Consider the following 23,598-nt stretch of genomic DNA (forward strand, 5'->3'; position numbering starts at 1 on the left):
CAACGTAGGGGAAATATATGGCAGAACTTGGGCCATCCAATGTAAATGGCAATTTAAACGTAACTAAAGAACTGACAGAAGGAGGTAAACGCGTATACAGCGAAAATCACACAAATTGCCCTGTAGGGGTGCCACTTCCTTGGCCAAGTGATGACGAGCCCAACGGGTTCGCCATCATGAAAGGGCAGGCTTTCGATGTTGAGGCTTACCCAGCTTTAGCCAAAGCCTATCCAACAGGGATATTGCCCGATTTAAGAGGCATGGCCATTGTAGGCAAAACAGATAACGAGTTAATCCTGGCCTATGAGCCCGACCAGGTGAAAAGCCACAACCATGATGCCTCTGTGAGTTCGGTAGATATGGGCACAAAAACGACGAACAGTACAGGTGATCATACCCACCCAATTCCTATCTATAGTCGTGATAACGCAGGCTATCAGCTGGGTGAATCCGGTGGCTACAACACCGGCAGAATAAAATATCCCGATAATAACGGCACTCACTCGCATACCGTCGCTATTGGCTCACACGCTCACACAGTGACAGTTGCAGCCTTTGGTGAAGTGGCGAACACGATTAAGAACATAAAATTTAACTGGATTGTAAGGCTGGCATAAATGACCAAATTTTACACTGAATCACAAAATGTCAACGTATCTAGAATCAGTCGGGAAGGCTGGTGGCTGGAAAATGGCGTTGAACATGTCGCTGCAAATACTGCACTCGGTGCAGATTGCACAACAACCATTTATCAACCTTCTAAACCAGGGTTAATAGCGAAATACCAAAAATAACTGACTCGAACCTAGCACAGATGGCAGGTTCGAGCGGATAGCCCCGTCACCTGTGGCGGGGGAGCGAGATTAATGCGGTCTATTTTGTTGTTCTATATATTGTTTGAGAACGTTCAAAGGCGCACCGCCCACGGAGCCAACAAAATAGCTAGGCGACCAAAGAGCGTTTTTTCTCCATGCCACTTGATTGAGTTCTGGAAAGTGGCGTTTCATCTCTCTGCTAGTTATCCCTTTCAGCGCGTTCGTTAACTTCGACAGCGATGTTGAGGGATGGTAATTGATTAACAGATGCACATGATCAGACTCGCCGTTGAACTCAGATAGTACCGCTTGATGATTCTCGCAAATCTCACTCATCATTCCTTTTAGCTTATCCAAGTGCTCACCAGTGAAAACCTTTCCTCTGTACTTGGTGACAAATATCAAATGGGCATGAAGCATGTAAACAACATGCCTACCTTTCCTTAATTCCATAAATTAGACCTTGACTTAAATGTTTGCCGTATCGTATGTTTAGCATGACCTAAAGTCAAATAAGACCATGAAATGCCAAGACTAAACAAAGAGCAAAGAATAGCGCGAGATTATGAGCGCTTTTTAGCTCGCGTGAATGAAAAGCGAAGCGCTGGTTTAGACGTTGTTGCCTACGCATTAGCTAATGGTAAAGCGTACAAGCATCTAACTGATGCCGAGAAATCAGATTACAAAGCCAGAAAGAAAGCCGTTGCGAAGGCAAAAGCGGAAAAAGAAGCACGTAAGGAACAAATGTTGCTCGATTCTATCGATGCGGAATTTAGAAAAGCCAAGGCGCAGCAATGAAAGTCGAAAAAGCCTACAAGTTCAAACTAGAACCAACGCCAGAGCAAGCGGAAAAGCTTTCTCAAATGGCAGGTTGTGGGCGTGTCGTATTTAATGACAGCTTAGAGCTAATGCTAAACATTGCTCGCAAGCAATCAGGCATCACCGATAAAAAGGCGCTGTACAAGCATCTTAATGATTTGCCTTACGTCGAACGCAAGGCGATTGGCAAGCTATTGCCAAATTCAGCGAGCCTCAACAAGCAATTGCCAACATGGAAGAAACAAGACAATCGTCAATGGCTAGGTCAAGCGTTTGCGCAGTGCCTACAACAACGCCAGCGTGATCTAGTTTCTGCTATTGGTGAATGGATTAAGGGTAAGCGCGGCTTTCCTGTATTCCGCACTCGCAAGCTAGCGCACCATTCCACAATGAGATTCCCAAACCCTAAATTACAGATTGCCATCGAGCGCAATCACATCAAGCTGCCAAATGGTTTAGGCATGGTTAAGTACCGCAATAGCCGTGACGTAGTGGGCGAACTTCGCAACGCTACCGTTTCACTAAATGCCGTTGGTGAGTGGCATGTTTCTATCATGTGCCTATTAGATGTTGAGCTACCAGAGCACGTACAAGGCGAAATGACAGGTATTGATATGGGTATCGCCAAAAACATGACTTTATCAACCGATTGTTGCGGTGATGAGGGTGTTTTTGAGGGTGTCCATTCATTCAGAGCGCACCAAGAGAAGTTAGCCGTTGAGCAACGAAAGCTATCTCGAAAGGTGTTGGGTTCTGAGAACTGGAAGAAACAAAAGCAAAAGGTTAGCAAGCTACATCAACGCATAGCGAATATTCGCAGCGACTATCAGCATAAAGCCACATCGGAAATCAGCAAGAACCACGCAATGGTTATCTGTGAGGCTTTGAAGGTTGCGAACATGAGCAAATCAGCGAAAGGTGATAGCGAAAACCACGGCAAGAACGTAGCCGCCAAATCTGGGCTTAACAAGTCGATTCTTGATCAAGGGTGGCACGAACTTCGTCGCCAACTTGAGTACAAGATGAAATGGAAAGGCGGTGTGTACGGTGAAGTGAACCCAAGAAATTCAAGCCGCGAATGTGCTGAGTGTGGTCACATCGAAAAGGATAACCGCAAAACCCAAGCTGAGTTTATTTGTCAGTCCTGCGGTCATTCCGATAATGCCGATAAAAATGCCGCCAGAGTGATTCTAATGCGCTATTTGCGCGAGTTAGAACTAGCAGCATAACCAATTAATCAGGTTCGGGCAGAGCCGTAGCGTCTGTGAAGTGAATTGCATTAGCGATCAGCAGCAGAAAGTAGATGATAGAGTGATTTATCATTGCCTGTATTCAGGAATCCCCGTCATTCATGGCGGGGAGCATGTCAAGACATAGAGCGAGAGCGTCCGGTTAAAACAACGACGGAAACAACGTGGCGAGATCAACAACTGTCGCTTGTTCTAAATCGCATTGACCAATACGAAAAGGACCAAAATTACCCAGAAGAGTATCGAACCTCACCCATCACCAGTGAAGACGAATTCAACTCTCTTCTTATGGATCGAAAAAAACTTTGTGACTATCCAGAAAGTGTCGATTTTCCTTTTGGCCAAAGACCGCAGCTGTCAGGCGTAGCAAGCTAAACAAAACAAAGGCTAAACCCCCAAGCCTTTCTCTCTATTGATTGTCTTTCCAATTCCTAATACACTCCTTTAAAAACAGTACAAAAGTGAGCATTTTTCGTTAAATGCTAATTAGGGCATGTTCGTATGGCAAATTTAGGCTCAACACGAGTAAATGGGAATATTGCGTTGATGAAAGATACAACTCAAGCGCTCCAGAAGGTGCAAACGAGATCACGAATGACGACTATCAGGCATTCAGCCAAGAAGCACCCGAGGGCAAATCGCCGTCTTACGATAGCACTGCTAAAGCAATGGTTTGGATCGACCAGGTGTTGCCACTTGAAGAGGCTACAGAAAAAGAAACGGCATGGCGAAATGATCAGCTGTCTATCGTCCTGAACCGCATTGACCAGTACGGATGATTTCAATTCACTGTTACTAGATAGAAAAAACCTTTGCGACTACCCAGAGACCGAAGGGTTCCCTTACGGGAAAAGGCCTGAGCTGTCCGGCGTTGCAAGTTAACCAACCCAAAATGGAGACGAACGATGGCAAAGCTAGGTTCCTCAAGCGTCCAAGGTAACTTGGAAGTCACACAAAAAATATCAGAGCAAGGAAAGCGCGTATTTTCACCCAACAACCGAAATATAAGCGACTCAGTATCCAGTACGTCGTCGACAGTATACGCGTCATCGTCAGCTGTACATCAAGCCTACAACCTGGCGGCTTCAAAAATGACACAAAGCACTGCAGATAGCCGTTATTTAGCTATCGGTGGCAAAGCAAAAGATAGTAGCGCATTAAACGGAGCATCGGACTCTACCACTGGTGGAGCCAATACCATCGTCAAACGTGATAGCAATGGCGATAGCACTAGTCGGCTATTCCGTAGTACCTACCAAAACCAACAAACGATGAGTGGTGGCCTTGTCTATCGCGTGAGTGAGTCAGACAATTATCTTCGTATTTGTGACCAGCCAAGCGCTGTTCGCAATTGGCTGTCAACGTACAGTAAAGGCGAATCTGACAATACATATGCGCGTAAAGATGACGTAGACGATGGCGTGGGCGTTTTTCGAATAGATGATATTTCTGGAAGCAATAAGGGTGCCTTTAAAACGGCTATAGTCAGGCTCAGAGATGGGCGCTTAGCTGTTCGTGGGGAGCAAGGTAATGATACCACTGAAAATAGCTTCGGGACCGGTCAAGAGCGACATATCAATGCGAGTGCTATGTCTGAGATAGTCCCTTTGCCTAGATTGAACTGGGTAAACTACGGCATATCAGGAAATATTGGGTATGCTCTCAGTGATACGGGTGATCTTTGGACCTGGGGCGGCAATGCTAGAAGTGGGCCAGGGATACCGTCGCCATATTGGACCAGTACACCGAAACTATTACGCACAGGGGTAGCGGAATTCATCCCGCCAAAAATCATAGGATATGGAACGTATGAAACGACCTTCATCTTTAGGTTGGAAGGTAGCAACAAATATATGTGTTGGGGTGAGAACAATTTCTCCATTGGTCGTCAAACAGGCAGTGTCGATTGGATTTATGAGCCTATTGAGTGGAGCCCACCACCAGGCAAAGCATACGAACAGTGCCAAGAGATCCACCTCGTTGCAGGCATCTATTCATGGATTATTTGGATAGGTAATGATGGCGACCATTATGCAATTGGCTGTAATCATCATGGGCAGTTTGGCATCGGAAACACTACCAACACTACCCAATGGGTCGAGCTGCCATGGCTGAAAGGAAAGACTGTAAAGAAAGTCTTATCAGGCAATGGATACAACAATGATACGGCCAATGCTAATAACTGCTGGAATGTGTTTGTGATTGATAATGATGGCTGGTTTGCGGGATACAACGGGTATGGGTTAGGGGGAGCTCTCGAAAATGTGAAGACCACCTATTCAACCGCAAGGCTGCAATGGCCAGGCATTCTTGATATACATGCTATACAGGGTGGCGCAGGAACATTCTATATTCGCTATAGCGATGGGAAGTGGGTTTCAGCTGGACACTCATCGGAAGGTCAGGGAGGGAACTTGAATGAGCTCAACTTCACCGACTGGGATTTAGGTACCTCTGATGACTATGAGGTGTTCACCAGCGCACCACCATCATCCTATCAATATTATACAGACACGTTTTTCGTAAAACGTCTCAGTGATGGTACTGATGAGCTCTATACACTTGGCGCTAATCGCCAAGGTGCCGGCGGCGTTTCATTTGATGAAAACCGCCCAAGTGCAGGCGGTATGCTCCAGGTTATGCATCCATTTACCTCAAGAATAAAAGACATTGCACAGTTTGGCATCGGTGGTGCAAGCACCACCCAAATTCTCCTAGAAAACGGTGAACTATGGGGCGCAGGTCATGGGGACCACTATTTGTTGGGTGGCATGTTTAGGGGCAGGCTAACCCAATACGACTCCAATGTTTTCATTCGATTATTTTAGCAGTCGTAGATAAGGATAATTAGCATGTATAGCAAAACCCCCGTCGAAGAAAACCTCTGGGTGTCGGTGCGTCTAACTGCATTAGAAGAGCTGTTGCCTAGAGTCCAGACTGATCAGGCGATCCCAGACGAATACTCAGAATTAAGAACCACTTCTTATACGGAAAGTGAATATTATGGATTGCTCATGGACCGGAAAATCCTCATTGAGTACACCGAAGATGCTGAATTCCCAGCGTGTGAAAGGCCACCTATATCCCAGCCATTAGAGGACGTAGTAAGTACGATGGAGAATAAACCGGTATCACTATGTTCAGACTGGGTGCAGTCGATATGTCAGAACGCCGGCAATCAATTAGTCACGACCTAGATTCAATACACCAACCTTGAGGGCTCACACTTTTGAGCCCTTTTTTTATGCCTTAGAAATCATGTAACGCTCAACTATTGAGTGATTCATTCCATTCCTAATACACTATCTCGGAATACAAACAAAAGGGGCTAATAATGCCAACACTGTTACACGGAGAACTGTTCGTATATGCCGTGATTGGCTTCGCAATACTAAGCGGGGTTGGAACCTTCTTAAACCGCAAGCGTGAGGGCCAGATCAAGGGCGGCTTTGTGGACTTTTTGACAGAGGTCGTGCTGGCGCTAGTGGTAGGAATTTCGGTTGCATGCGTGGCTGACAGCTGGGACGTAGAGAGAGGTGTTACCTGTGCTGCAGTCTTAGTTCTGTCAAACAACGGGGCTGAGTCATTAGTCAGTATACGCAAGATAGTCATCAATCAATTACGTAAATTATTTCAATCATGAGGACAGAAAAATGGGGAGTGAGTTAGCTGTAGTTGTAGTTGCTCTATTTGACCGGTTTGTGCTGCGTCGTAACGCGGTCAAAATCGTCAATATTTCAAAAATGAAAGATAGCGAGTTAGTTCGGTTTTCTCTTGGGTTTAAATCCAGTCAAGCCATCACTAGCGGTACCGTTACGTACAGTCTCAGAAACAAAAAGCGACCTGTAGCCATCGTTTCAAAAAGCCGTCCACTCGACTTTTCAAAGTCTGGCTTGAACTTGGAATATCTCACGTTCAGCCGAGAAAAGCTGGAGAAAGAGGCGGGTGAGCATTTAGAAGGTACTTGGGTGCTCGATGTCAAAATCGAACGTTCATGCTCTCGCCTAAATCCGCTCTACAAAATATTTCCTACCGTCGCCAGGCATCAAGAGGAATTTCACATTGAGTAATTTTGCCAAAAAGAACAATCACGACATTGTGGTTGTTGATTTTGATAACGTCACAGAAAAGGGGCTCAAAAAGCTGATATCAGCACTTAAATCAGCTGGTGCTCCGGTAACTGACGTTGAAGCGTCAAACAAAAAGGTCAGAAAAGACAGCCTATTTGTTAAGAAAGCCAAGCTGCACTTTGAGAACGGTCAAGCCATGACTCTGTTTATTGGGGACCAGGGCGACATCTACCAAATGACACTCAACTCAACCAAGCAGCCTATCCCTAGCGTTAAGAATGAACGGCAGCTTGCTAAAGAAATGGCTAAGCTTCTCGATCGCAATCAGGCCAAATTCGATAAGGCCCAGGCACGCAAAGCGAAAAAGGCTATCGCTAAAGACACGTCAGACAACAAGCCGGCTTCTAGGTCCGTGGCCAAGCGACTTGAGGAAGCAAAAACCACTCTCAAAGATGTACAAGCCGATCACACTGACACTCAATCCACTCTCACAAAGACGAAGAAACAGCTAACCGATAGCCAGGCTCGAATTAGTGAGCTTCAAGCTGAGCTAGCTACTGAGACTGCAGAAACCAAAGAGCTAGAAAAGCAACTGGAGGAACTTCAATAATGTTTTCTTACCATAAGAGAATTAACGTAGTAGAGCGAATTGATCACCTGGCAAAGAATTACGGATGCTCTAACGCTCAATTGCGTGAGTTGAGTGAAGATGGATTGATATTGGAATCTGTCACACTAGAAGATCTGGAAAATACGTATCTGTTCGGTTGGTCGCCAATGCCGCATATGATGCTTGAAGCGATTAAAGCGAAAGCGTCCCGACTCAACTCACGTATTACCGCTTTTTCACGAGCACTCAATCAAAACCTAAAACCAGCCGGCCTAAGTGTTGCCGGCATTGATATTGGCAAGCCTAAGAAGTCTGGTGCTGTTGCTATTCAGATTGCCAAAATGAATCTAAGCGATGGCCAGAGCATTTCCATTGTCTTTCATGCGCCAGATAGCGACCCACAAAAGATCAATCCTGACGATACTCTTATTGCATTTCGTTTCTTGCTCAATAGTCGAGATGTCACTCACGTTGTGGCCACCAGCGGCGGTAAGGATATCTCTTTAAAACAAGCGTCACTTGCGCTGTCTAACCTGGCAGAGAAAAACAGTGCTAAGTTCCAAGCGGCCCAAAGCGACAAGCAAGCCAAAACTAAAGAGCTCGAAGATACGCAAGCTCAAATTGAAAAGCTTCAAACCGAAACCGCGTCCTTTACTCAAGAAATTGACCAGGTAGAAAGTCAGCTGGAGTCAGATAAGAAGAAAATCAGCCTTCTTGAAACTCAGGTCCAAAACCAAAACGACATTCAAGAAGAGCTGCGTAAGAAGCTTTCAGCTAAGCAAAACACTGTTAAGCCTGGTGGCGACAAGGCCTCGACCGATATCTTTAAGTCTCCAAAGTTGCTCAAAGCTATCAAAGCTGTTCGAGCCGATAAGAACGTTGGAATTTTTAGATCTTTAAGCACTATCCATGGAATAGATACGGGTGAAATCGCCTTTGGTTATGACCGCAGTGCATTTGTAAACAGTATTACTGGCAAAGTGAAGACACTTGCTAAAAATGGTTATCAAGACCAGGTGGATAATGTTCTCACCATGCTTAATGAGTACAACAAGGTCGCTGATAAGCCGGCTATCACTCTCAGAAATGGCATATGGAAGCTTGGGACGCCTAAAGATTTGAGTGACAGCGACAATGGCCAAGATAAGCCATCAAATGACACTGCAGACAGTGACAAGCTTCATTGGTACGGCCTTCAATCTAGGCCATACGGTATGGGTACCACTCCGAGCGACGCTGTAGTTGCAAAAGTTATCGACAACGAAGAAGCAACAAAGCTCTTCCCAGATGCAGGGAATAAAGTTCGCTGGGGCGCTGTTGCCTACGACAAGCCGCTCACTGATAAGCAAGTGTACGACTTTGAATTAAAGCCTCTGTCTGATGGCAGTGAGATTGAGGGTGACGACGAACAAGCCAACGACATTATCAAAGAAGCGCTCATGCAATGGCTTGATGACAAAGAGCAAAAAGATCTGACTCAAGATACGCTAAATACTCTCAAAATGGGCCAATTCAAGCACATTTTTAGCAAGCAATTGCGTGAACAGCCAGAAGCTAAGGCCCGTAAAACCGATCCCGATGAATATCTGCAGTGGAAAGCCTCTGTTGACCTGGTTAACTCTGAAATGATTCAAGCGGCAGCAGAAGAGCTTGATATTATCGCTAAGCCGGCGACAAAACCAGGACCAGGGACCGAAAAGGAAGAGCCAGCAGTAGAGAGCTATAACTCCGACGAAGAAGTGAAAACCGACGTTAAAAACTTTGCTTCCAAAGTACGAGATATTGTTAATGACCGCCGCGAAAAAGGCGATAGCAGCGTTAAGCTAGTTTTCTCGGAACAAGAAGACTTGCAACGTATTGCCAAAAAGCTGAATGACACGAAAGGCACCAGCGGTGAAGCGAATATTCCTAAGTTCGATGAATGGCTTAAAGTTCTTTCTAGTACCTTCCACGATAGTACAAATGTGTTCTTCTCCAATCTTATTGATGCGGGGCTATTGAGTGAAGAGGATGAACCTCAAACGAAGCTCGATCCCGTTAAAAGTGCCTGCAATGACATCGAGACTCAAATTGAACGAGTACTTGCTGGTGAAGCGCAACTAAAAGATGGCAAAGAGTGGATTCGCAGTTGGCTATATCGAGACATGCAGCCATTACCGGTCCAATTAGCCTCGACTCTGCGTACTGCTAACGAAAGGCCAAAGAACAAGAAACGTTGGGCAGAAGATTTACGCTCCTGGATTCAAGAATCAAAGTCCTATGATATGAATGCTCCAGTGGTTCATGCTGGTGGGCAAGAATTCGATTTCAACCGAATGACATACGATGCTGTAGACCAGCATAATATCTTTGGTGATACTTTTGCTGCAGTAGCCAAGAGTAACCCGCAAGCGCTTGTTCACTACATTAAAACGTATGATCTGTTCAACGATGAGCAGAAAGAAAAACTCATTGAAGCGGTGCAGAATCAGTACATCAATAAACCCTCAAAGCCAGAAAGTGCCAAACCTGCAGAGATATCAACCCAAGAGTGGGATGATGAATCAAAAGAACAGTTAGAGCGATTAAAAGCGTTTACCAACTTCAAGTTGGAGGTGGGCAAACAAGACGTGACATTTCCAACAGGTAAAGTGAAGCCCTTTAATATCAATGAGCCCGAAGATGCAATGTCGGTAGTCGATGATATCAATGACTACTTAAGCGATGACTTAAACAACAAGGCTAAGTCTGATCTCGCTTCACTTGCCAAGCAAGAATCTGAAACTGCTTATTATCAACCTGGTAGTGCAACTCCTGTCCATATCGTCACTTTCGACGTTGAGAGCTCGCATGATGCGACAAAAGTTGAGAATCAATACGGAAGCAGTCGAGTTGACGCCAGAGTTTCCAACTTAGGTCAGAATGCCACTATTTATCCAGTGATGCGCAACTCTAAATACCAATTCGTTGCTTACTCAGAAAGCAAAGAGTTGGGCTTGTTCGATACCTTCCAAGAGCTGCAGATGCTATTTATTCATCATTTCAACCTATCTACTGAGCCGGTTGTCGTTGAGGCGCCAGAAAGCGAACAGGAAAATGAGTACATCGATGCTCTTAAGTCTATTCGTGATGAGAAAGGCGATTTAACCATAGACCAAATCAACAAAAACCAAGATACGCTCGAAAAGGCATACGCCTACTTCGAAGAGAAAGGCACTTTTGCTGAAAACGAAGGTTTGATGGAAGCTGCATTTGCCGCTCACGTTCAACATCAATCTGCGCTGCAGGTATAAAGTATGGGAATGCAGCTGAAAGAGCGTATGTCTCTATCTAATCAAGCTGTAAAACTAGGGCTAAAGCTGGGCGATAAAAGCCTGGCTTTCAGCCAAAGACTGCAGCTAGGGCGAGAACGTACAGAAATTCTCGCCAAATTAAGCGCTGGTGCAAGTTCAGCTGTTGATTCGAGTGAAACCGTAGACACTGGCAATGCATTCCTGGCTACAGTTGGTTACAAGAAAGATGAAGGCGCGAGAAGTCGACTCAGTGATGCGATCAGGAAAGACAGTCGTATCAATGAAGTGATTGATGCTCAAAGTTGGTCCAAACCTGAGAAAAAGCGCGTGTTAGAAATGGCCGCGACGGCTACACGTTCTTATGACGTCTACAAACGAAGTAAGGCTGACTTACGTTCTGCAGCGAGAGCCAAAATTAACCCATTCTATATCTATGAAGGGGTGAATAATCTACACAAGGAAGTCTATCAACAGGTTGGCTCTGAGGCGATGCATGTCGTTGATTCGCTATTAAGTACGTCGCCTATGGCTGATAGTGCTAAACGTAAAGCTCTTGAATCCGACTTTGACGCCAAAGCTAAGAATCGTATTTCTAGGCAGCGAAAAGGAAGCTATACCGGCTCTGCAGGTCGACAGAATCTACTCAATGACACTGCAGGCTTTTATCAGCTGGTGGCTTTTGATAGCAAACCTATCAATTTCACTGTGCGTAATGCTCGCCAGGACTACCGATTCTCAGACAGAACAATCAGCGTAGGGGAAGGATTCACCAAAAAAGTGCTATGGCATGAGCTCGCGCATTCACTTGAAGATGATCACCCAGAAGTGCTTGAAATGGCCATTTCATTCTTGAAAAAGCGATTGACTGATTCAAACGGTGTAAGGCCTCTTCCTGATATCTATCAAGATTTATGGAATAGGAAACAAAGCGGTTCTTACAGCTCTAGAGAGCTAACCATAGATGATGGCGGTTTTTCTCCATACGTAACCAAGTTCTATAACACCAAAAATCCATACAAACTTGATGGCGCGTCGGCCACAGAAGTCATCAGTATGGGTGTCGAGGCACTAACTGATAGTGAGTCACTTGGGAAAATGATTGTGAATGATCATGAGCATTTTGAATTTATCGTTGGTGTGGTCCAGCACTTACAGCAGAAATATAAGGATAAGAACGATGATGATAAAAATTAAACTCACAAACCAAGCAAAACAAAGTGCGACCGTGTTTTTTGATGATTGTCTTAATCATGATGAGCCGGTTACGCCGGTATTTAGCGATCCTGCTTTCAATTTCCCTTGGGACTCCATCCCAAATGAATATGGTCATATGGGCGATGGAAAAACCGTCTCACCGAATGATTTCTTCTTCAAAGCGGCGATGTTCGGCTTTATTGCGGAGTTAATCGACGATGAACTTTAAAGAAAAAATGGAACTCAGTAAGCAAGTTGCTGAGCTGGGTAGCGATTTATCCAACACATCGATATCGATGTCAGATAGGTTGCGTAAATCTCGCCAACGTCAGGAATTGCTTATAAAGCTTAAGGCCAGCACTCAAAAGACAGAGCCAAGCGAGCCAGAAAGCTACAAAATCACGGCTAAGAATATCCAAAAGCTACGAGAAGGCACGATTAAAGCTGGCGATCGCTTTGTTGGCTCTAGTGGTCAGAAGTGGCATAAGGCCTCTAGCGCTAAGCAGGCCGCATCCAAAAATGGCATTACTAGTCGGGTTCGTGTGGAAGGTAAAAAGGATCTCGGATTTAGCCTGGTCGTTGCTCCAGTGCTGCCAAAGGGTACCGTTCTCAGTGTCAATGAGGGGACAAACTACGATAAGGACATGGACGCGAATATCTACTTCTTTGCCCTGGAAGCTCCAAAGGGTGTTAACCCTAATGATTTACTCGAGATAGCAAAGTGCTACGACGAGCGCGCCAGGTTAGACAATGAGTATGGTGTCGTTCTGCATCCTAGTGATATGGAACAGATGGCCAGTGAATACGACGTTAAGCTGGATATCAGGAATCTACACCAGGAAGCTAAAGATTCCTTTGGTACCACTGGGCTAGATGTATTCAAAGGTAAGGAGCCTCCAATTGATGAGGACCAACCACCAGTTGAGTTAACCGCAGATATTATCGCTCGATATCGCGCTGGTGAATTCAATAGCGTCTCTGCTAGTCAGTTTAAAGATGTCTTGTTTGACGTGAGCAATGCAGGCATGGACCTCGAAGAGATCAAAGATGGCGTTGTCGATTGGTTTGAGCACAACCCTAAGCAATTGGCGGCGTAAATGGATACATGGAAAAAACAACTCGCTGAATTCTATTTCAGAAAAGCCATTGATGATCAGCTGAGTCCCAGCGAACGCGGGAACTACCTAAAAGCCCTGTCATCACTTATCAATTCATCACTCTAAGGTCGCGAAAGCGGCCTTTTTTGTTAGTGCCAACGGATTCAACAAATAATGAAATTTCAAGATAAAATCAAAATCAGTGCTCAACTCGCTGAGCTGCTAGAGCAACTAAAGAAAGGAAATCTAGGCCTAAAAGACAAACTGAGTAAAAGCCAAAAACGTATTACTCTGCTTAAGGAACTCGGTCAAAAGGTACCCGATTTAGGTAGAACAAGCTACGTTGTGACAGCCAAAGGGGACGAAGTAAAAACCGGCTTCAAGCTAGTAGAAGCAAGCAAACTGATACCGTCAAACACTGACGATGGAAGAATTAACCCAGACTTTCCTCAAGAGCTGCAGCCTCGAGACAGAACACGAGTATCGTCGTTAATGCAGATCTCCAAAATCTCACAAAACCTTAGACCAGCACAGCTTGCTGATAGTGGGCTGAGCTCGCATGGTGCGCCCATCATTGGGCCTGATAACGTCGTAGAGTCGGGGAACGGTCGAAGCCTGGCCATCATCAAAGCGTATAAGACAGGTAAAGCCGAAGACTACAAAAACTACTTAATTGAAAATGCCGGCTTATATGGGTTCACGCCAGAAAAGGTCGCCCAAATGAATCAACCGGTACTAGTGAGAGAGCGCTTAACCGAAGTGGATAGGGCGAAATTTGCCAAAGACTCAAACCTGTCAGACTTACAGCAAATGAGCGCTGCAGAAACGGCGTTTAGTGATGCTGAGCGGATCGATAACAAGCTCATGGACCAATTCCAACCGAGTGAGGCTGGAAACCTTATGGCGCCTTCCAATAAGGGATTTGTGAACAGTTTTTTAACTGAAATTGGGGATAACTCAACCGCAGGCTTATTAACAGAGGACGGAAGGCCCACTAAACAGCTTATCGAACGTATGCAAAATGCGGTCTTTGCCAAAGCGTACAAAAACGAGAAATTGGTTAAGCTGGTGGCAGAAGAGGCCGATCCAGAAATTCGAAACATACTGAATGCGCTAAACGGTGCGGCTAGTGCTTTTGTGGAAATGCAATACCTAGATGGCGAGGTTCACAAACAAACCTCCGATCAAATAGCTGATGCTATATCCATAAAAGACAAAGATGCTATACCGACAATAGAAACGCCAGCTGGCCAATATGAAGATTTTAAAACCAAGCTTGACGACATCAAGCACGATAAAACCATTCGTTCTAAACGGAATGCGGAGCAGAAGCTTGCTATAAGCATTGGGAAGGCTGCAATCGAAAGTGACAAGGGTCAGCATGAATTTGCCCATATCCGAGGGATGGAAGGAGCAGCAATCTATAAGAACCCTGACCGAATGGACACTCCAATTGTACTTTCCAAGTCTAGCCTTAAGTCTCTAGCCGCTCATGCTATAAGTCCAGCAAAGCTAACGGCGATATCCAAGCTAAGCCAAGTTCTAACAACCATGAAGTTTTCAGATGAAAAGGTGCAGACAGATCACAATCAAGATAAGCACACAGGTGTAAAGCACTGGGAAAATGCAAAGGTTAATATGGTCATCAACGGGCGACCAGTCGAGGTCGGTGTCCAACTTCGATATATGGAAAATGGGCTTCAAACCAGTGATTCGCTTTCACCATATGGACTATGGGATAAGGACGAGGACATGATAGTTGAGGATACTGCCAGCGTACGGGGCGATTTACCGCTAGGCGGTGCCGAATCCCGGTTCCGGTCTAAACAGCACCTCAACATCAATACTAACAATGTACAACCAGATGCAATGGTAGTCAACTACTTAGAGGTGACAGATATCACCATAAGCGAACCAAAACAGGAGCCTGAGAAACAAAAAAACCTAGCCGCCCAAGCCCTTGATTCATTGGTGCAAGCTACAGAGCTGGTACGCCAAGCGAAAGATAGCGGTCAAAACATCGATGAGCTGCTTGCTCAATCTGGGTTGTTTGGCGACAACGATCCAGAAGTGGAAGCACTAGCGCGATTCATTTCCTGTAACAACCGTAGTGCAAAAAGACTGACAACTGCTTTTAAATCTATGGCCAACGCAATCAATGATGAACTGCAGCACCAAGGGCAGGCAGTCGGTGACATGTTTGGTGGTGGAGACGCAACGCTCATCGATATCCTGGGGCGAGTAAGCCAAGAGTTAGAGAGTGAAGGGAATCAGGGATTCTTGTTTGAATCAGCCGGTTCGGTTGCTCTTAACAGGGTCCGTAGAATGTCAGCGCAGTAAACACAGCGGAAGGAAGCTTTCAAGGTACAAATTATTTTTTTAATTTGTACCTTTACTTTTATTGTGGTGAAGAAAGTTTGCTTATTTGCCAATAGTGGTGAGAAAAGTTTGCAGATAAAGGGGAAACACTACAAATTTGTTTGCTTAAGCCAATAATGGTGAAGAAAGTTTGCTTTGGCCAATAGTGGTGAAGAAAGTTTGCTTATCAACGCAACATTCACTCAGTTTCGAGCCTGACAACGAGAATACTGGTGAGGAAAGTTTGCTTTAGTCATGAATAGTGGTGAAGAAAGTTTGCAGATTGAGCGTAAACATCACACATTTGTTTGCTTTCTGGCAATAGTGGTGAAGAAAGTTTGCTTATTTTCCAATAGTGGTGAGAAAAGTTTGCAGATTGAGCGCAAACGTTACATGTTTGTTTGCTTGCTGGCGATAGTGGTGAAGAAAGTTTGCTTTGACCACTAATAGAGGTGAGAAAAGTTTGCAGATTGAGCGCAAACGTCACACATTTGTTTGCTTACTGGCAATAGTGGTGAAAAAAGTTTGCTTTGGGTGGGTAATGCTACGGTTTTTTGTAGCTTACCCTCTAGTTTGGTGAGAAAAGTTTGCTTTTAGTGATTAGTGGTGAAGAAAGTTTGCTTTGGGTGGGCTATTTCTCCATCCTTTTCAGCTCTCTGATCTTGTCTAGGAATGACTTGTCCTGCTCTTTTTCGGCAACTTTAACCTGCTTAGATTCATCTAAAAGCTTTTCAATTTCAACGGCATCCTCTTCCTCCCCAATAGAACGGTAGGAATAAATCAACAGCTCCAGCTCATCACTAGTTAGCTTTTCATCGGTTGTCAGGCGTTTGGTTTCTAATCGAGTGATGTTACGTTTGGCGTCTTCGAAATTCAGCTTCTCTATAGGGTTCGCCTCATTTATCCAACTATAGATGAATTCTATTGCAACAATCTTTCTACCATTCTTATGATATTTAAAGCCAAGCCCATCTTTTGTGGTATGGAATAGTAGCTCTTTATTGGTTTTAGGGTTGCTACAAAGTTCTGCGATACTATCTTTAACGCAGTACCTAACAACTGTACTCGGGTTTTTAAACGACCCTTTGTCAGACTTTATTTGACCGGACTCGGTAACAAGTCCCATATAGCAACGAAGATCGTCGATTTCTATTGGGTTCAGTTTGCTACCTTTGTTTTTAAATCTAGATAGCATTTCATAGAGACGCTTAGTGTACTCCCTCTTAAGGCCTAGATAGCTCTTAGTGTCGATTAGAGCAAACCCTTTGTTGTATTCGATATATTCGCTTTCCAGCTCAATGTTTGGCTTTAACGTTAACACACGGTCCTTGTAGATAGCCTTGCTAAACAAAGGCGTAAACTCAAACTCAGTATCACCTTTATTATCAGTTACAATGCCAATATTTCTTGTTAGCAACCGAGCAACGACACCTTTCAGCTGCGAGCCAACAGCCCTATTGTTAATGGAAAGCCATTCGCAGAGCTGAGCTGCGGTAAATCTATATTCTGGCGATCCCGACTCCCAATCTGCAGGCGTCATATGTGCCATCATTAGTCCGAATAAATTGGCTTCTCTAGTGGTGAGGTCTTGCTGGGAAAAGACGAGCTGATGCCCTTTTTTAATATGCTTGGGCAGTTTTTTTTGCTGATTCATAACAAATTAATATTGTCCTACTTATCTGTGCATAGTAGTAACCACAGGGGGTTAAAAGCAAACTTTTCACACAACAATGACCTATATGTGTGAGATTTGTTTGCTTTTAACTCCCTATAAACCGCCCAAAACTCACGAGCAAACTTTTCTCACCACTATTGCGATGGAATTTACGCAATAAGCAAACTTTTCTCACCACTATTGAGCATTTATTTACACAGTTCGCAAACTTTTTTAGTGACCAAACTCATGAAAAGCAAACTTTCTTCACCACAAAAGCAAACTTTTCTCACTACTATTTTCCTATAAGCCCTTTAATATCAATGCGATACAGAACACCATAGATCTTATAGTCTTTATAGTCTTTATAGTTCTTTATAGATCTTATAGATCTCTATAGTCAGTGTGGATATGTCGATAACTACGCTGCGCGAAGGTAATCAACATTCCCACACAGTCGCTTCGCTCAATAAGCTGTTTATTTATATTGCTTTAATGACGTTCTAAGGAAGATTTTAAGTAGGAGGCAGCCCTTACCTTAGGAACTAGAGATTGGGGCTAACAGGAGGCGTTTGAGAGGCGTTTAAGTAAAGTAACCGGATCGGACCTGGTTACTGCTCTTCTCCCCGAAGGGAGAAGAGAGGTTAATCTAACTACTTGCTGGGACCAGTGTTGCTGACTTATGGCGAACACTGTAGAGATAAAGTCCAGCTAATGCAGGCAATGATGCTAAAGCAGCATATAGGCCTACGTACTGGGTACCATATGAAGATAAGTACTGCACAATAATAGGACTCAGACCGCCGAACGTGGCTGATGAAATATTATATCCAAGACCTAGATTGACAGTGCTTCCATCTGACACGGAGAACAGAGCGCCAGCGAGATTGCTCAGTATTATTGCAGAGATAAATGTTATAGAGGCTAACGCAAACCACTGAATAGCGGCAGAGTCAGTTTTAACGATGGCGTAGTATAAAGGATATTGACATACGAGCGCTAAAATTAACCCGACTTTAAACCCCTTCCTTGGCGTAGTCAGCTTGTCTGTCGCCAGGCCAGCAATGATCATAAATACAAACAGCATAACTGTATTGATGATGCTGAAATTTTTCAAGTGAAGAGACTCGGCAATAATTCCACTGGAAAAGCTCGGAATGAAGAAAGCAACAGAGCCCGAAGCTGTTACCAAAAACATTCTCAATACTGCAGAGAAATCGTAGTTTTTTGTGGGCTTATCAGTTTTTGATGGTACCTCTTCAACTAGTTGCAATCTGAACCAAAAGCTAATTGCAATATTAACTACACCAATGAATAACGGGATTCTCCAGCCATAAGTTTGCATTTGCACGTCTGTCAGTGATGACTTGAGAGCAAGCACGACTACAAACGATAAGATAACGCCAATTAAAGAGCTAGCAACTATCAAACAGCTAATGATCCCAGCTTCTTTTTTTTGCGTATTGTTGTGTAGGTAGTGTGTGATTGTTGGGAACTCACCGGCAAAACTAAACGACTGTGCCATCTGCAGCAAGAGTACGATCAACGCTACAGATTCGCCAAGTTTGGTAACTGGCAAGCAAGCCATTATTAGAGAGGCTACACCGGTTAAAGTGCTTGTTAAAACTAGAGCATTTTTTTTACCCTTTGAATCGGCAATTTTACCGACTACAACTGCACCAAAAGGCCTAATTAGAAATCGAAGAGCAAATATTCCCCATACAATATAGTTTGAGTGATGCAAGCCACTTTCTTGCATGATGTGTGATAGGTAAGGCATGATCGCCGCAAATACGGCAATGTCGTAATACTCTAAAGCATTACCAGAAATAACACCCAGTTTTTGTTTCCAAGCTAGCACTATGAACCTCTAATTATTATTCAAATATTTCTATAAAACGTTGTATTAAAAATTTGTTCTGATTGGGTAATCTAAAGAACTAATGGCGCATGACAGAGTTACGCCATAGTGGTTTAAATGATCATATAACTTGGATAGACCGGAGCCCTCACACCCAAGTTTTTTCTTAATGTTGTTAATTCGTTTGGTTTCTGCTGCTCTATTGCATTTATGAAAAGCGCATATTTCTTTTATTGAACGCAATTGTAAAATTAGAGTGATCGTTTGCATTTCTTTTTCGGTAAACCTTATGTCACCAAAGTTGAAATGCTTACCGCCAATATATGCCTTATTTTGATTTATTAGGTTAGCAGTGGGCTCTCTTGGCACTTGAATTTTATCTATGTCGTATTCTTTGCTTATTAAATACAATAAGTTACTAACTCTTGGCTTATGTCGAATTATATCGCACATTTCAACTCTGGCATTTTTATCGTTCATGCCGATTGAAAATATTTCAATAAATTGTCCATGCCTAGTAGTAAAATCGACCTTTAGTTGAGATTCTGTGCTTTCGAATAAAATTCTACTGTGTTCGCTGTCTAATTCATTCCAATACCTTACACCTGGTTCACAGCGCTTGCCGTACCGCTTGTACAGGCCCGTACCCCAGTACTCTAAGTGCCAATCGTAGTTGCTACACACACAATTCAGCTCATTAGTTTCTAAATTTAAACTGCTTACAGATACATGATTGACATTGAATTCACTTACATGGTTTTTAAAAGCCTTGCATGCTTTCTCAATGCTTTCGCTTTTTATGTCCATCTACATAGCCCATCTTATTTATATTGTACTTGTTTCATTATTGTGATGCTTGGACGTTTATTTTAATTCAGTGGGTAGTATTGATATTTGATATTCAATAAAGAGACAAACTTATTATTTATTGAATATCACCTATTAATCACAACTGTTTTAGAATCGTATCTAGCGTCTTCTTTATGTCTTGGCATACTCCACGCTCACTAAGCATGTTGATAGCTTGTTCATTTAGACCTTGCGAAGTTGAGGCGCTACTAATCAGTTCTCTAAAATCGACTTCCGACTTCTTGGCTTGATGTGTCAGCGAGTCCATTAATTCGTTTAAATAATTCAGAGCAACGGCAGGTTCAATATCGTTTTCTACAAGCCAATCATGCAGTGTGTTTTGGACAGCGTAGTGACTAGCAATTAGTGAGGTTGCAGCAGCTAGAGGACGAAAGGCTTTTCCATCTTTGCATGGAAAGAGATCTCCCAGGCCGTCTAAAAATGGTTTTATTTTTGTATCACACGGATAGTAAGCGAGGGGTCCATTGCAATCTGCGATCGTTGGTAAAGGGAATGCTTTGTATACGTTAACTGAATTCCCAATAAGTTGATTGCATTCGCTATGTGACAAAGTAGCTACACAACTGATGACAGACGATCCGCTTTTAAATGTGAGTTGTTCTATTTCTCGGACAGCCACCGAGGGTGGTAGAGTGAGAAAAATCCAATCACATTCCTCAGCGACGGCTTGATTATCTTTCGCAACTTTAACGCATTCGTACTTATTAGATAAAAGTTGGGAGTTTTCCATATTTCTAGGTGACAAAACAATTTCAGTTGCCTTATTTGTTTTGGTCAGCCCAGCCACAATGGCGGTTGCTAGTTTGCCAACGCCTATAATTCCTATTTTCATAATTATCGATCAAATACTTGTATTTATATCCTTGCGATTAATGGCAAGGAATTGGGTTATTAGGCGGAAATTATGCGTTACGATAATTTTACATTTCATTAATATAATTAGTGGTTATCACTACAAGTTGGCTCAACAAGGCTTGGGTGATTTAGGGTGAGCCCACCACACTAGAGGGCTCAAAGCTTCATGCTTCATTTTCAGCGTGGATAATATAAGCAACAAGCATCACATTTCAATACTAAGCCGTGATATTTTAGGTATGCAAAATGACTACCTTTTATTTTGATCGATGCGACATAAAATCCGTTAAAGCTCAATAGGCAAGCCGTTTTATATTAATTATACGGGGCTAAATCATTGTTAATATAGGCAGTGTCAATGACTTAGATCAGTGATATTACCTTGTCGTTAAATTAGCCTTTTGACTAATTTAATTGAGCAAGTGGTTTTGGTTGATATGGATATCCAAAGGGTGAATGCACAATAGGTATTGTTCGGAAATGCCGAGAGGGTAATGGTCCACAGCTCCGCTAAAAAGATTTCAATCAATAGCAAGTAGACTGTACAACTGTACAATTGTACAATATAGTCAGCGGCGCGTTAGTCGTTGAATCGCAAGATGATATGCGCATTGGTAAAGAAATTTTCAAAGCTGGAGATACAAGTGAAAATTATTGATGTTTGGAACCCAAAAGGCGGACAAGGGAAGTCAATGATTGCCATAAATTTAGCTGCAGCGACACTTGAACTGGGCAAAAAGGCTTTAGTCATATGCCAAGACCCTCAAGGGACATCCACTCTGTATCAGAAGAGTGGCAATTTACCGTTTGAAATAACCGATGCAATACCTAAATCCAAGCCTGATGTGGACGTAATTATATTTGACCATCAAGCAGCTGATTGGGAAGTGCCAGAAGGCAAATTGATTGTCATGCCCTTAAAGCCAGCTCGGGACCAATACGCTACCTATATTGATGCTCATAAAAGGGCTCAAGCAAAATCAAAGCAGGTTGTTACCATTCTTACCGATGTTGATTACAGGCGAAAGGGAGAAAGAAAGTTGGCCAAGTTAATGGAAAAAGAAGGCGCATTCATTCTTCCTAGTAGTGGTGTTTATGGGAGAGCAGCTGAGCACTACAGAAGTATTTTTGATGATGCACTAAATAGATCGAACCTAATCAGAGATCGACGACGAGAAATGCTGCAAATAATGACTCACGTATTGATAGAGGTTAAGTAATGATAGATCAGCGATTTGATTGGATGAAGGAAGAAGATGAAAGAGCCAGTAGAAGTCTAATGGAAGGTCAGTTACCAAACCCTAAAGCACCACGATTAGTTAAAACCAATAAAGCGGTACAGGCACCTAAGAGAACGACGCGAGGGGTTTTTGTTCGTGACTCGATTTGGGCTGACTTTGAAGATGTGATTCATTATCAGAAGAAAATAAAGGGACTCGGTAAGCCAGAACTGGTCGAAGAAGCCCTTTTGTACGCAATCAACAAATACAAGAAATAACCCTCCCCTATTGTGCGTCGTATCTGGCGCACTCTCTAAAACACCCCTCACTCTCTTACTAGGCACCAGCTGGGCATCTCTCTTACTTTTGTAATTATCTTATTATGATAATTATCTTATTAAACTAATTGTTAGATTAAGCTATTTATTGTATTTCGATAATTATCATACTAAAGTGCTGTAGATACTAAGATAATTGTCTTACTAACGAGAGAGTTCAGTATGGGAAAAGTCATATTGCTAGGCCACCAAAAAGGTGGTGTCGGAAAATCTAACACAGCTGTTAATCTGGCTGTTGCGCTAGCTAACGAAACGTATAAAGGAAAAACTAACAGCATTCTCCTTATTGATGCCGATCCTCAGTCTACCCTGTATAGATGGTCGCAGCGCCGAGAAGAAAACGAGAGCGTTGAGTCATTCCCTTGCATTCGCCTTGATGGAAACATTACTAAGCAAATTCAACGTGAGGCTGAGAAGTACGATTATGTGATTGTTGATGCTGCTGGTCGCGATAGCCGCGAAATGCGCAGCGCGATGTTAGCTAGTGATGTAATGCTAATGCCAACAAAAGCAAGCACTGCAGATTTAGAGCTGTTGGAACATATGGCTGAAACTGTTGAAACCGCTCGCGATTACAACGAAAACCTAAAAGTGGCAACTTTTATCAGCATGGCTCCAACCAATTCTCAAGCAGAGAAAAAGATTGCTAAAGATCTCCTAAAGGAATACCCAGAGTTCAAACTAATGAACACTGTTATTTCAGAGCGTAAGGCGCATCGTGATGCGTTCTATGAGGCTGTTGGCGTCCATGAGTGGAAAGACTCTAAAGCGAAAGCAGAAGTTAGCTGCTTACTAAAAGAAGTATCAACCCTGCTGGTGGAAGAAGTCGATGAAGTTATCTAGGAAAAGTCTCCAAAAGAGCCAAGAGCAATTGGACAAGGGCGCAGCTGAGTTTGTTGATAGTGCCGAAGAGCTGAGTTCTCCACCTAACCCAGTTGGCCGACCAAAGGCAAATAGAGAACTGACTAAGCCCGTGTCGATATCATTAACGGATACAGACAAAAAGCTTTTAGACCGTCAGTTCAAGCGCTTCAACATGGTTGCTTATCAAAAAGACGGCGAAACAACAACTAGCCTAACGCGTTCGGATTTAGTGAAGCTAATGGCCAAGCTCTTAGATGAAAAGTCTGATGATGAGCTGTACAGCATGATCAATACGTTAATAGCATAAATACAATCGCATGATAATTAAGGTAATGGTGCAATTTATATTAATACAATAATTATCTTAATATGATAATTATCTTGATGTGGTAAATACATTAACAGGGTAATGACATCAATGCTGTATTGGTGCTAATTGGATAATTATCTT

The 23,598-nt window shown here is 43.3% G+C and carries 26 protein-coding genes; 21 read left to right on the forward strand and 5 right to left on the reverse strand.

Features of this window, described 5'->3' with window-relative positions; genetic code table 11:
* The first annotated feature begins 17 nt into the window (after nt 1–17).
* On the forward strand, nt 18–617 hold the full coding sequence (locus L7A31_RS21495) for a phage tail protein (RefSeq protein WP_237363916.1): 600 nt from the start codon (nt 18–20) through the stop codon (nt 615–617).
* Nucleotides 618–794 (forward strand): hypothetical protein, encoded by a 177-nt coding sequence (locus L7A31_RS21500; RefSeq protein WP_237363926.1) that lies wholly within the window; start codon nt 618–620, stop codon nt 792–794. It abuts the gene before it with no gap.
* Between the two features lie 69 nt (nt 795–863).
* On the opposite strand, the gene tnpA is transcribed toward L7A31_RS21500, so the two are convergent.
* Nucleotides 864–1,268: an IS200/IS605 family transposase gene (tnpA, locus tag L7A31_RS21505; RefSeq protein WP_237363928.1), complete on the reverse strand. Its 405-nt coding sequence runs from the start codon at nt 1,266–1,268 to the stop codon at nt 864–866.
* A 72-nt stretch (nt 1,269–1,340) separates the two neighbouring features.
* Between tnpA and L7A31_RS21510 the strand changes: the two genes are divergently transcribed.
* From L7A31_RS21510 to L7A31_RS21580, 15 genes are all read left to right on the forward strand, one after another.
* Entirely contained in the window at nt 1,341–1,613 is a 273-nt protein-coding gene (locus L7A31_RS21510; protein ID WP_237363930.1) for a DNA polymerase III subunit epsilon, read from the forward strand.
* Complete coding sequence (locus tag L7A31_RS21515) at nt 1,610–2,863, forward strand: RNA-guided endonuclease InsQ/TnpB family protein (RefSeq protein ID WP_237363939.1); 1,254 nt, start codon at nt 1,610–1,612, stop codon at nt 2,861–2,863. The genes L7A31_RS21510 and L7A31_RS21515 overlap by 4 nt, the downstream gene beginning before the upstream one ends.
* Nucleotides 2,864–2,956: 93 nt before the next feature.
* Nucleotides 2,957–3,259, forward strand: coding sequence for a hypothetical protein (locus L7A31_RS21520; RefSeq protein ID WP_237363950.1), 303 nt, complete (start codon nt 2,957–2,959; stop codon nt 3,257–3,259).
* A 104-nt stretch (nt 3,260–3,363) separates the two neighbouring features.
* Nucleotides 3,364–3,663 (forward strand): hypothetical protein, encoded by a 300-nt coding sequence (locus L7A31_RS21525; RefSeq protein WP_237363952.1) that lies wholly within the window; start codon nt 3,364–3,366, stop codon nt 3,661–3,663.
* Between the two features lie 126 nt (nt 3,664–3,789).
* Nucleotides 3,790–5,712 carry an RCC1 domain-containing protein gene (locus L7A31_RS21530; RefSeq protein WP_237363954.1) on the forward strand — a complete coding sequence of 641 codons (1,923 nt, stop codon included), beginning with the start codon at nt 3,790–3,792 and terminating at the stop codon, nt 5,710–5,712.
* 24 nt (nt 5,713–5,736) lie between these two features.
* The gene (locus L7A31_RS21535; protein WP_237363956.1) at nt 5,737–6,081 is read left to right on the forward strand and encodes a hypothetical protein; all 345 of its coding nucleotides are present in this window, start codon (nt 5,737–5,739) and stop codon (nt 6,079–6,081) included.
* Nucleotides 6,082–6,218: 137 nt separating this feature from the next.
* Nucleotides 6,219–6,527, forward strand: a complete 309-nt coding sequence (locus tag L7A31_RS21540) for a phage holin family protein (RefSeq protein WP_237363958.1) — start codon at nt 6,219–6,221, stop codon at nt 6,525–6,527.
* Nucleotides 6,528–6,537: 10 nt separating this feature from the next.
* Nucleotides 6,538–6,954, forward strand: coding sequence for a hypothetical protein (locus L7A31_RS21545; protein ID WP_237363960.1), 417 nt, complete (start codon nt 6,538–6,540; stop codon nt 6,952–6,954).
* Nucleotides 6,947–7,564: a defense against restriction DarA-related protein gene (locus L7A31_RS21550; protein ID WP_237363962.1), complete on the forward strand. Its 618-nt coding sequence runs from the start codon at nt 6,947–6,949 to the stop codon at nt 7,562–7,564. The genes L7A31_RS21545 and L7A31_RS21550 overlap by 8 nt, the downstream gene beginning before the upstream one ends.
* Nucleotides 7,564–10,836, forward strand: a complete 3,273-nt coding sequence (locus L7A31_RS21555; protein WP_237363964.1) for a defense against restriction DarA-related protein — start codon at nt 7,564–7,566, stop codon at nt 10,834–10,836. Before L7A31_RS21550 ends, L7A31_RS21555 begins: the two co-directional genes overlap by 1 nt.
* 3 nt (nt 10,837–10,839) lie before the next feature.
* Nucleotides 10,840–12,030: a hypothetical protein gene (locus L7A31_RS21560; protein WP_237363965.1), complete on the forward strand. Its 1,191-nt coding sequence runs from the start codon at nt 10,840–10,842 to the stop codon at nt 12,028–12,030.
* Nucleotides 12,014–12,259, forward strand: a complete 246-nt coding sequence (locus tag L7A31_RS21565) for a hypothetical protein (protein WP_237363967.1) — start codon at nt 12,014–12,016, stop codon at nt 12,257–12,259. Before L7A31_RS21560 ends, L7A31_RS21565 begins: the two co-directional genes overlap by 17 nt.
* Entirely contained in the window at nt 12,249–13,127 is an 879-nt protein-coding gene (locus L7A31_RS21570; protein WP_237363969.1) for a hypothetical protein, read from the forward strand. The genes L7A31_RS21565 and L7A31_RS21570 overlap by 11 nt, the downstream gene beginning before the upstream one ends.
* Nucleotides 13,128–13,301: 174 nt before the next feature.
* Complete coding sequence (locus tag L7A31_RS21575) at nt 13,302–15,467, forward strand: hypothetical protein (RefSeq protein WP_237363971.1); 2,166 nt, start codon at nt 13,302–13,304, stop codon at nt 15,465–15,467.
* Between the two features lie 273 nt (nt 15,468–15,740).
* On the forward strand, nt 15,741–15,932 hold the full coding sequence (locus L7A31_RS21580) for a hypothetical protein (protein WP_237363972.1): 192 nt from the start codon (nt 15,741–15,743) through the stop codon (nt 15,930–15,932).
* A gap of 184 nt (nt 15,933–16,116) precedes the next feature.
* Here L7A31_RS21580 and L7A31_RS21585 read toward each other — a convergent pair whose 3' ends face one another.
* From L7A31_RS21585 to L7A31_RS21600, 4 genes are all read right to left on the reverse strand, one after another.
* Complete coding sequence (locus tag L7A31_RS21585) at nt 16,117–17,139, reverse strand: replication initiation protein (protein WP_237363974.1); 1,023 nt, start codon at nt 17,137–17,139, stop codon at nt 16,117–16,119.
* Between the two features lie 649 nt (nt 17,140–17,788).
* Nucleotides 17,789–19,000 carry an MFS transporter gene (locus L7A31_RS21590; protein ID WP_237363976.1) on the reverse strand — a complete coding sequence of 404 codons (1,212 nt, stop codon included), beginning with the start codon at nt 18,998–19,000 and terminating at the stop codon, nt 17,789–17,791.
* A gap of 45 nt (nt 19,001–19,045) precedes the next feature.
* Nucleotides 19,046–19,807, reverse strand: a complete 762-nt coding sequence (locus L7A31_RS21595) for a hypothetical protein (protein WP_237363978.1) — start codon at nt 19,805–19,807, stop codon at nt 19,046–19,048.
* Between the two features lie 139 nt (nt 19,808–19,946).
* Nucleotides 19,947–20,702, reverse strand: coding sequence for an NAD(P)-binding domain-containing protein (locus L7A31_RS21600; protein WP_237363980.1), 756 nt, complete (start codon nt 20,700–20,702; stop codon nt 19,947–19,949).
* Between the two features lie 667 nt (nt 20,703–21,369).
* Between L7A31_RS21600 and L7A31_RS21605 the strand changes: the two genes are divergently transcribed.
* The 4 genes from L7A31_RS21605 (at nt 21,370) to L7A31_RS21620 (ending at nt 23,454) form a co-directional block, all read left to right on the forward strand.
* Nucleotides 21,370–21,945 (forward strand): ParA family protein, encoded by a 576-nt coding sequence (locus L7A31_RS21605; protein WP_237363982.1) that lies wholly within the window; start codon nt 21,370–21,372, stop codon nt 21,943–21,945.
* Entirely contained in the window at nt 21,945–22,223 is a 279-nt protein-coding gene (locus L7A31_RS21610; protein ID WP_237363984.1) for a hypothetical protein, read from the forward strand. Before L7A31_RS21605 ends, L7A31_RS21610 begins: the two co-directional genes overlap by 1 nt.
* A 222-nt stretch (nt 22,224–22,445) precedes the next feature.
* Nucleotides 22,446–23,126, forward strand: a complete 681-nt coding sequence (locus L7A31_RS21615; protein ID WP_237363986.1) for an AAA family ATPase — start codon at nt 22,446–22,448, stop codon at nt 23,124–23,126.
* Nucleotides 23,113–23,454, forward strand: a complete 342-nt coding sequence (locus L7A31_RS21620) for a hypothetical protein (RefSeq protein WP_237363988.1) — start codon at nt 23,113–23,115, stop codon at nt 23,452–23,454. The genes L7A31_RS21615 and L7A31_RS21620 overlap by 14 nt, the downstream gene beginning before the upstream one ends.
* Nucleotides 23,455–23,598: the final 144 nt, after the last annotated feature.

Source organism: Vibrio marisflavi CECT 7928 (assembly GCF_921294215.1).
In the GTDB taxonomy this organism is placed as follows: Bacteria; Pseudomonadota; Gammaproteobacteria; order Enterobacterales; family Vibrionaceae; genus Vibrio; species Vibrio marisflavi.

Coding starts and splice junctions, on each gene's coding strand:
- L7A31_RS21495 (WP_237363916.1), top strand. CDS start 18: ATGGCAGAACTTGGGCCATCCAATGTAAATGGCAATTTAAACGTAACT.
- L7A31_RS21500 (WP_237363926.1), top strand. CDS start 618: ATGACCAAATTTTACACTGAATCACAAAATGTCAACGTATCTAGAATC.
- tnpA (WP_237363928.1), bottom strand. CDS start 1,268: ATGGAATTAAGGAAAGGTAGGCATGTTGTTTACATGCTTCATGCCCAT.
- L7A31_RS21510 (WP_237363930.1), top strand. CDS start 1,341: ATGCCAAGACTAAACAAAGAGCAAAGAATAGCGCGAGATTATGAGCGC.
- L7A31_RS21515 (WP_237363939.1), top strand. CDS start 1,610: ATGAAAGTCGAAAAAGCCTACAAGTTCAAACTAGAACCAACGCCAGAG.
- L7A31_RS21525 (WP_237363952.1), top strand. CDS start 3,364: ATGCTAATTAGGGCATGTTCGTATGGCAAATTTAGGCTCAACACGAGT.
- L7A31_RS21530 (WP_237363954.1), top strand. CDS start 3,790: ATGGCAAAGCTAGGTTCCTCAAGCGTCCAAGGTAACTTGGAAGTCACA.
- L7A31_RS21535 (WP_237363956.1), top strand. CDS start 5,737: ATGTATAGCAAAACCCCCGTCGAAGAAAACCTCTGGGTGTCGGTGCGT.
- L7A31_RS21540 (WP_237363958.1), top strand. CDS start 6,219: ATGCCAACACTGTTACACGGAGAACTGTTCGTATATGCCGTGATTGGC.
- L7A31_RS21545 (WP_237363960.1), top strand. CDS start 6,538: ATGGGGAGTGAGTTAGCTGTAGTTGTAGTTGCTCTATTTGACCGGTTT.
- L7A31_RS21555 (WP_237363964.1), top strand. CDS start 7,564: ATGTTTTCTTACCATAAGAGAATTAACGTAGTAGAGCGAATTGATCAC.
- L7A31_RS21560 (WP_237363965.1), top strand. CDS start 10,840: ATGGGAATGCAGCTGAAAGAGCGTATGTCTCTATCTAATCAAGCTGTA.
- L7A31_RS21565 (WP_237363967.1), top strand. CDS start 12,014: ATGATGATAAAAATTAAACTCACAAACCAAGCAAAACAAAGTGCGACC.
- L7A31_RS21570 (WP_237363969.1), top strand. CDS start 12,249: ATGAACTTTAAAGAAAAAATGGAACTCAGTAAGCAAGTTGCTGAGCTG.
- L7A31_RS21575 (WP_237363971.1), top strand. CDS start 13,302: ATGAAATTTCAAGATAAAATCAAAATCAGTGCTCAACTCGCTGAGCTG.
- L7A31_RS21580 (WP_237363972.1), top strand. CDS start 15,741: ATGAATAGTGGTGAAGAAAGTTTGCAGATTGAGCGTAAACATCACACA.
- L7A31_RS21585 (WP_237363974.1), bottom strand. CDS start 17,139: ATGAATCAGCAAAAAAAACTGCCCAAGCATATTAAAAAAGGGCATCAG.
- L7A31_RS21595 (WP_237363978.1), bottom strand. CDS start 19,807: ATGGACATAAAAAGCGAAAGCATTGAGAAAGCATGCAAGGCTTTTAAA.
- L7A31_RS21600 (WP_237363980.1), bottom strand. CDS start 20,702: ATGAAAATAGGAATTATAGGCGTTGGCAAACTAGCAACCGCCATTGTG.
- L7A31_RS21610 (WP_237363984.1), top strand. CDS start 21,945: ATGATAGATCAGCGATTTGATTGGATGAAGGAAGAAGATGAAAGAGCC.
- L7A31_RS21615 (WP_237363986.1), top strand. CDS start 22,446: ATGGGAAAAGTCATATTGCTAGGCCACCAAAAAGGTGGTGTCGGAAAA.
- L7A31_RS21620 (WP_237363988.1), top strand. CDS start 23,113: ATGAAGTTATCTAGGAAAAGTCTCCAAAAGAGCCAAGAGCAATTGGAC.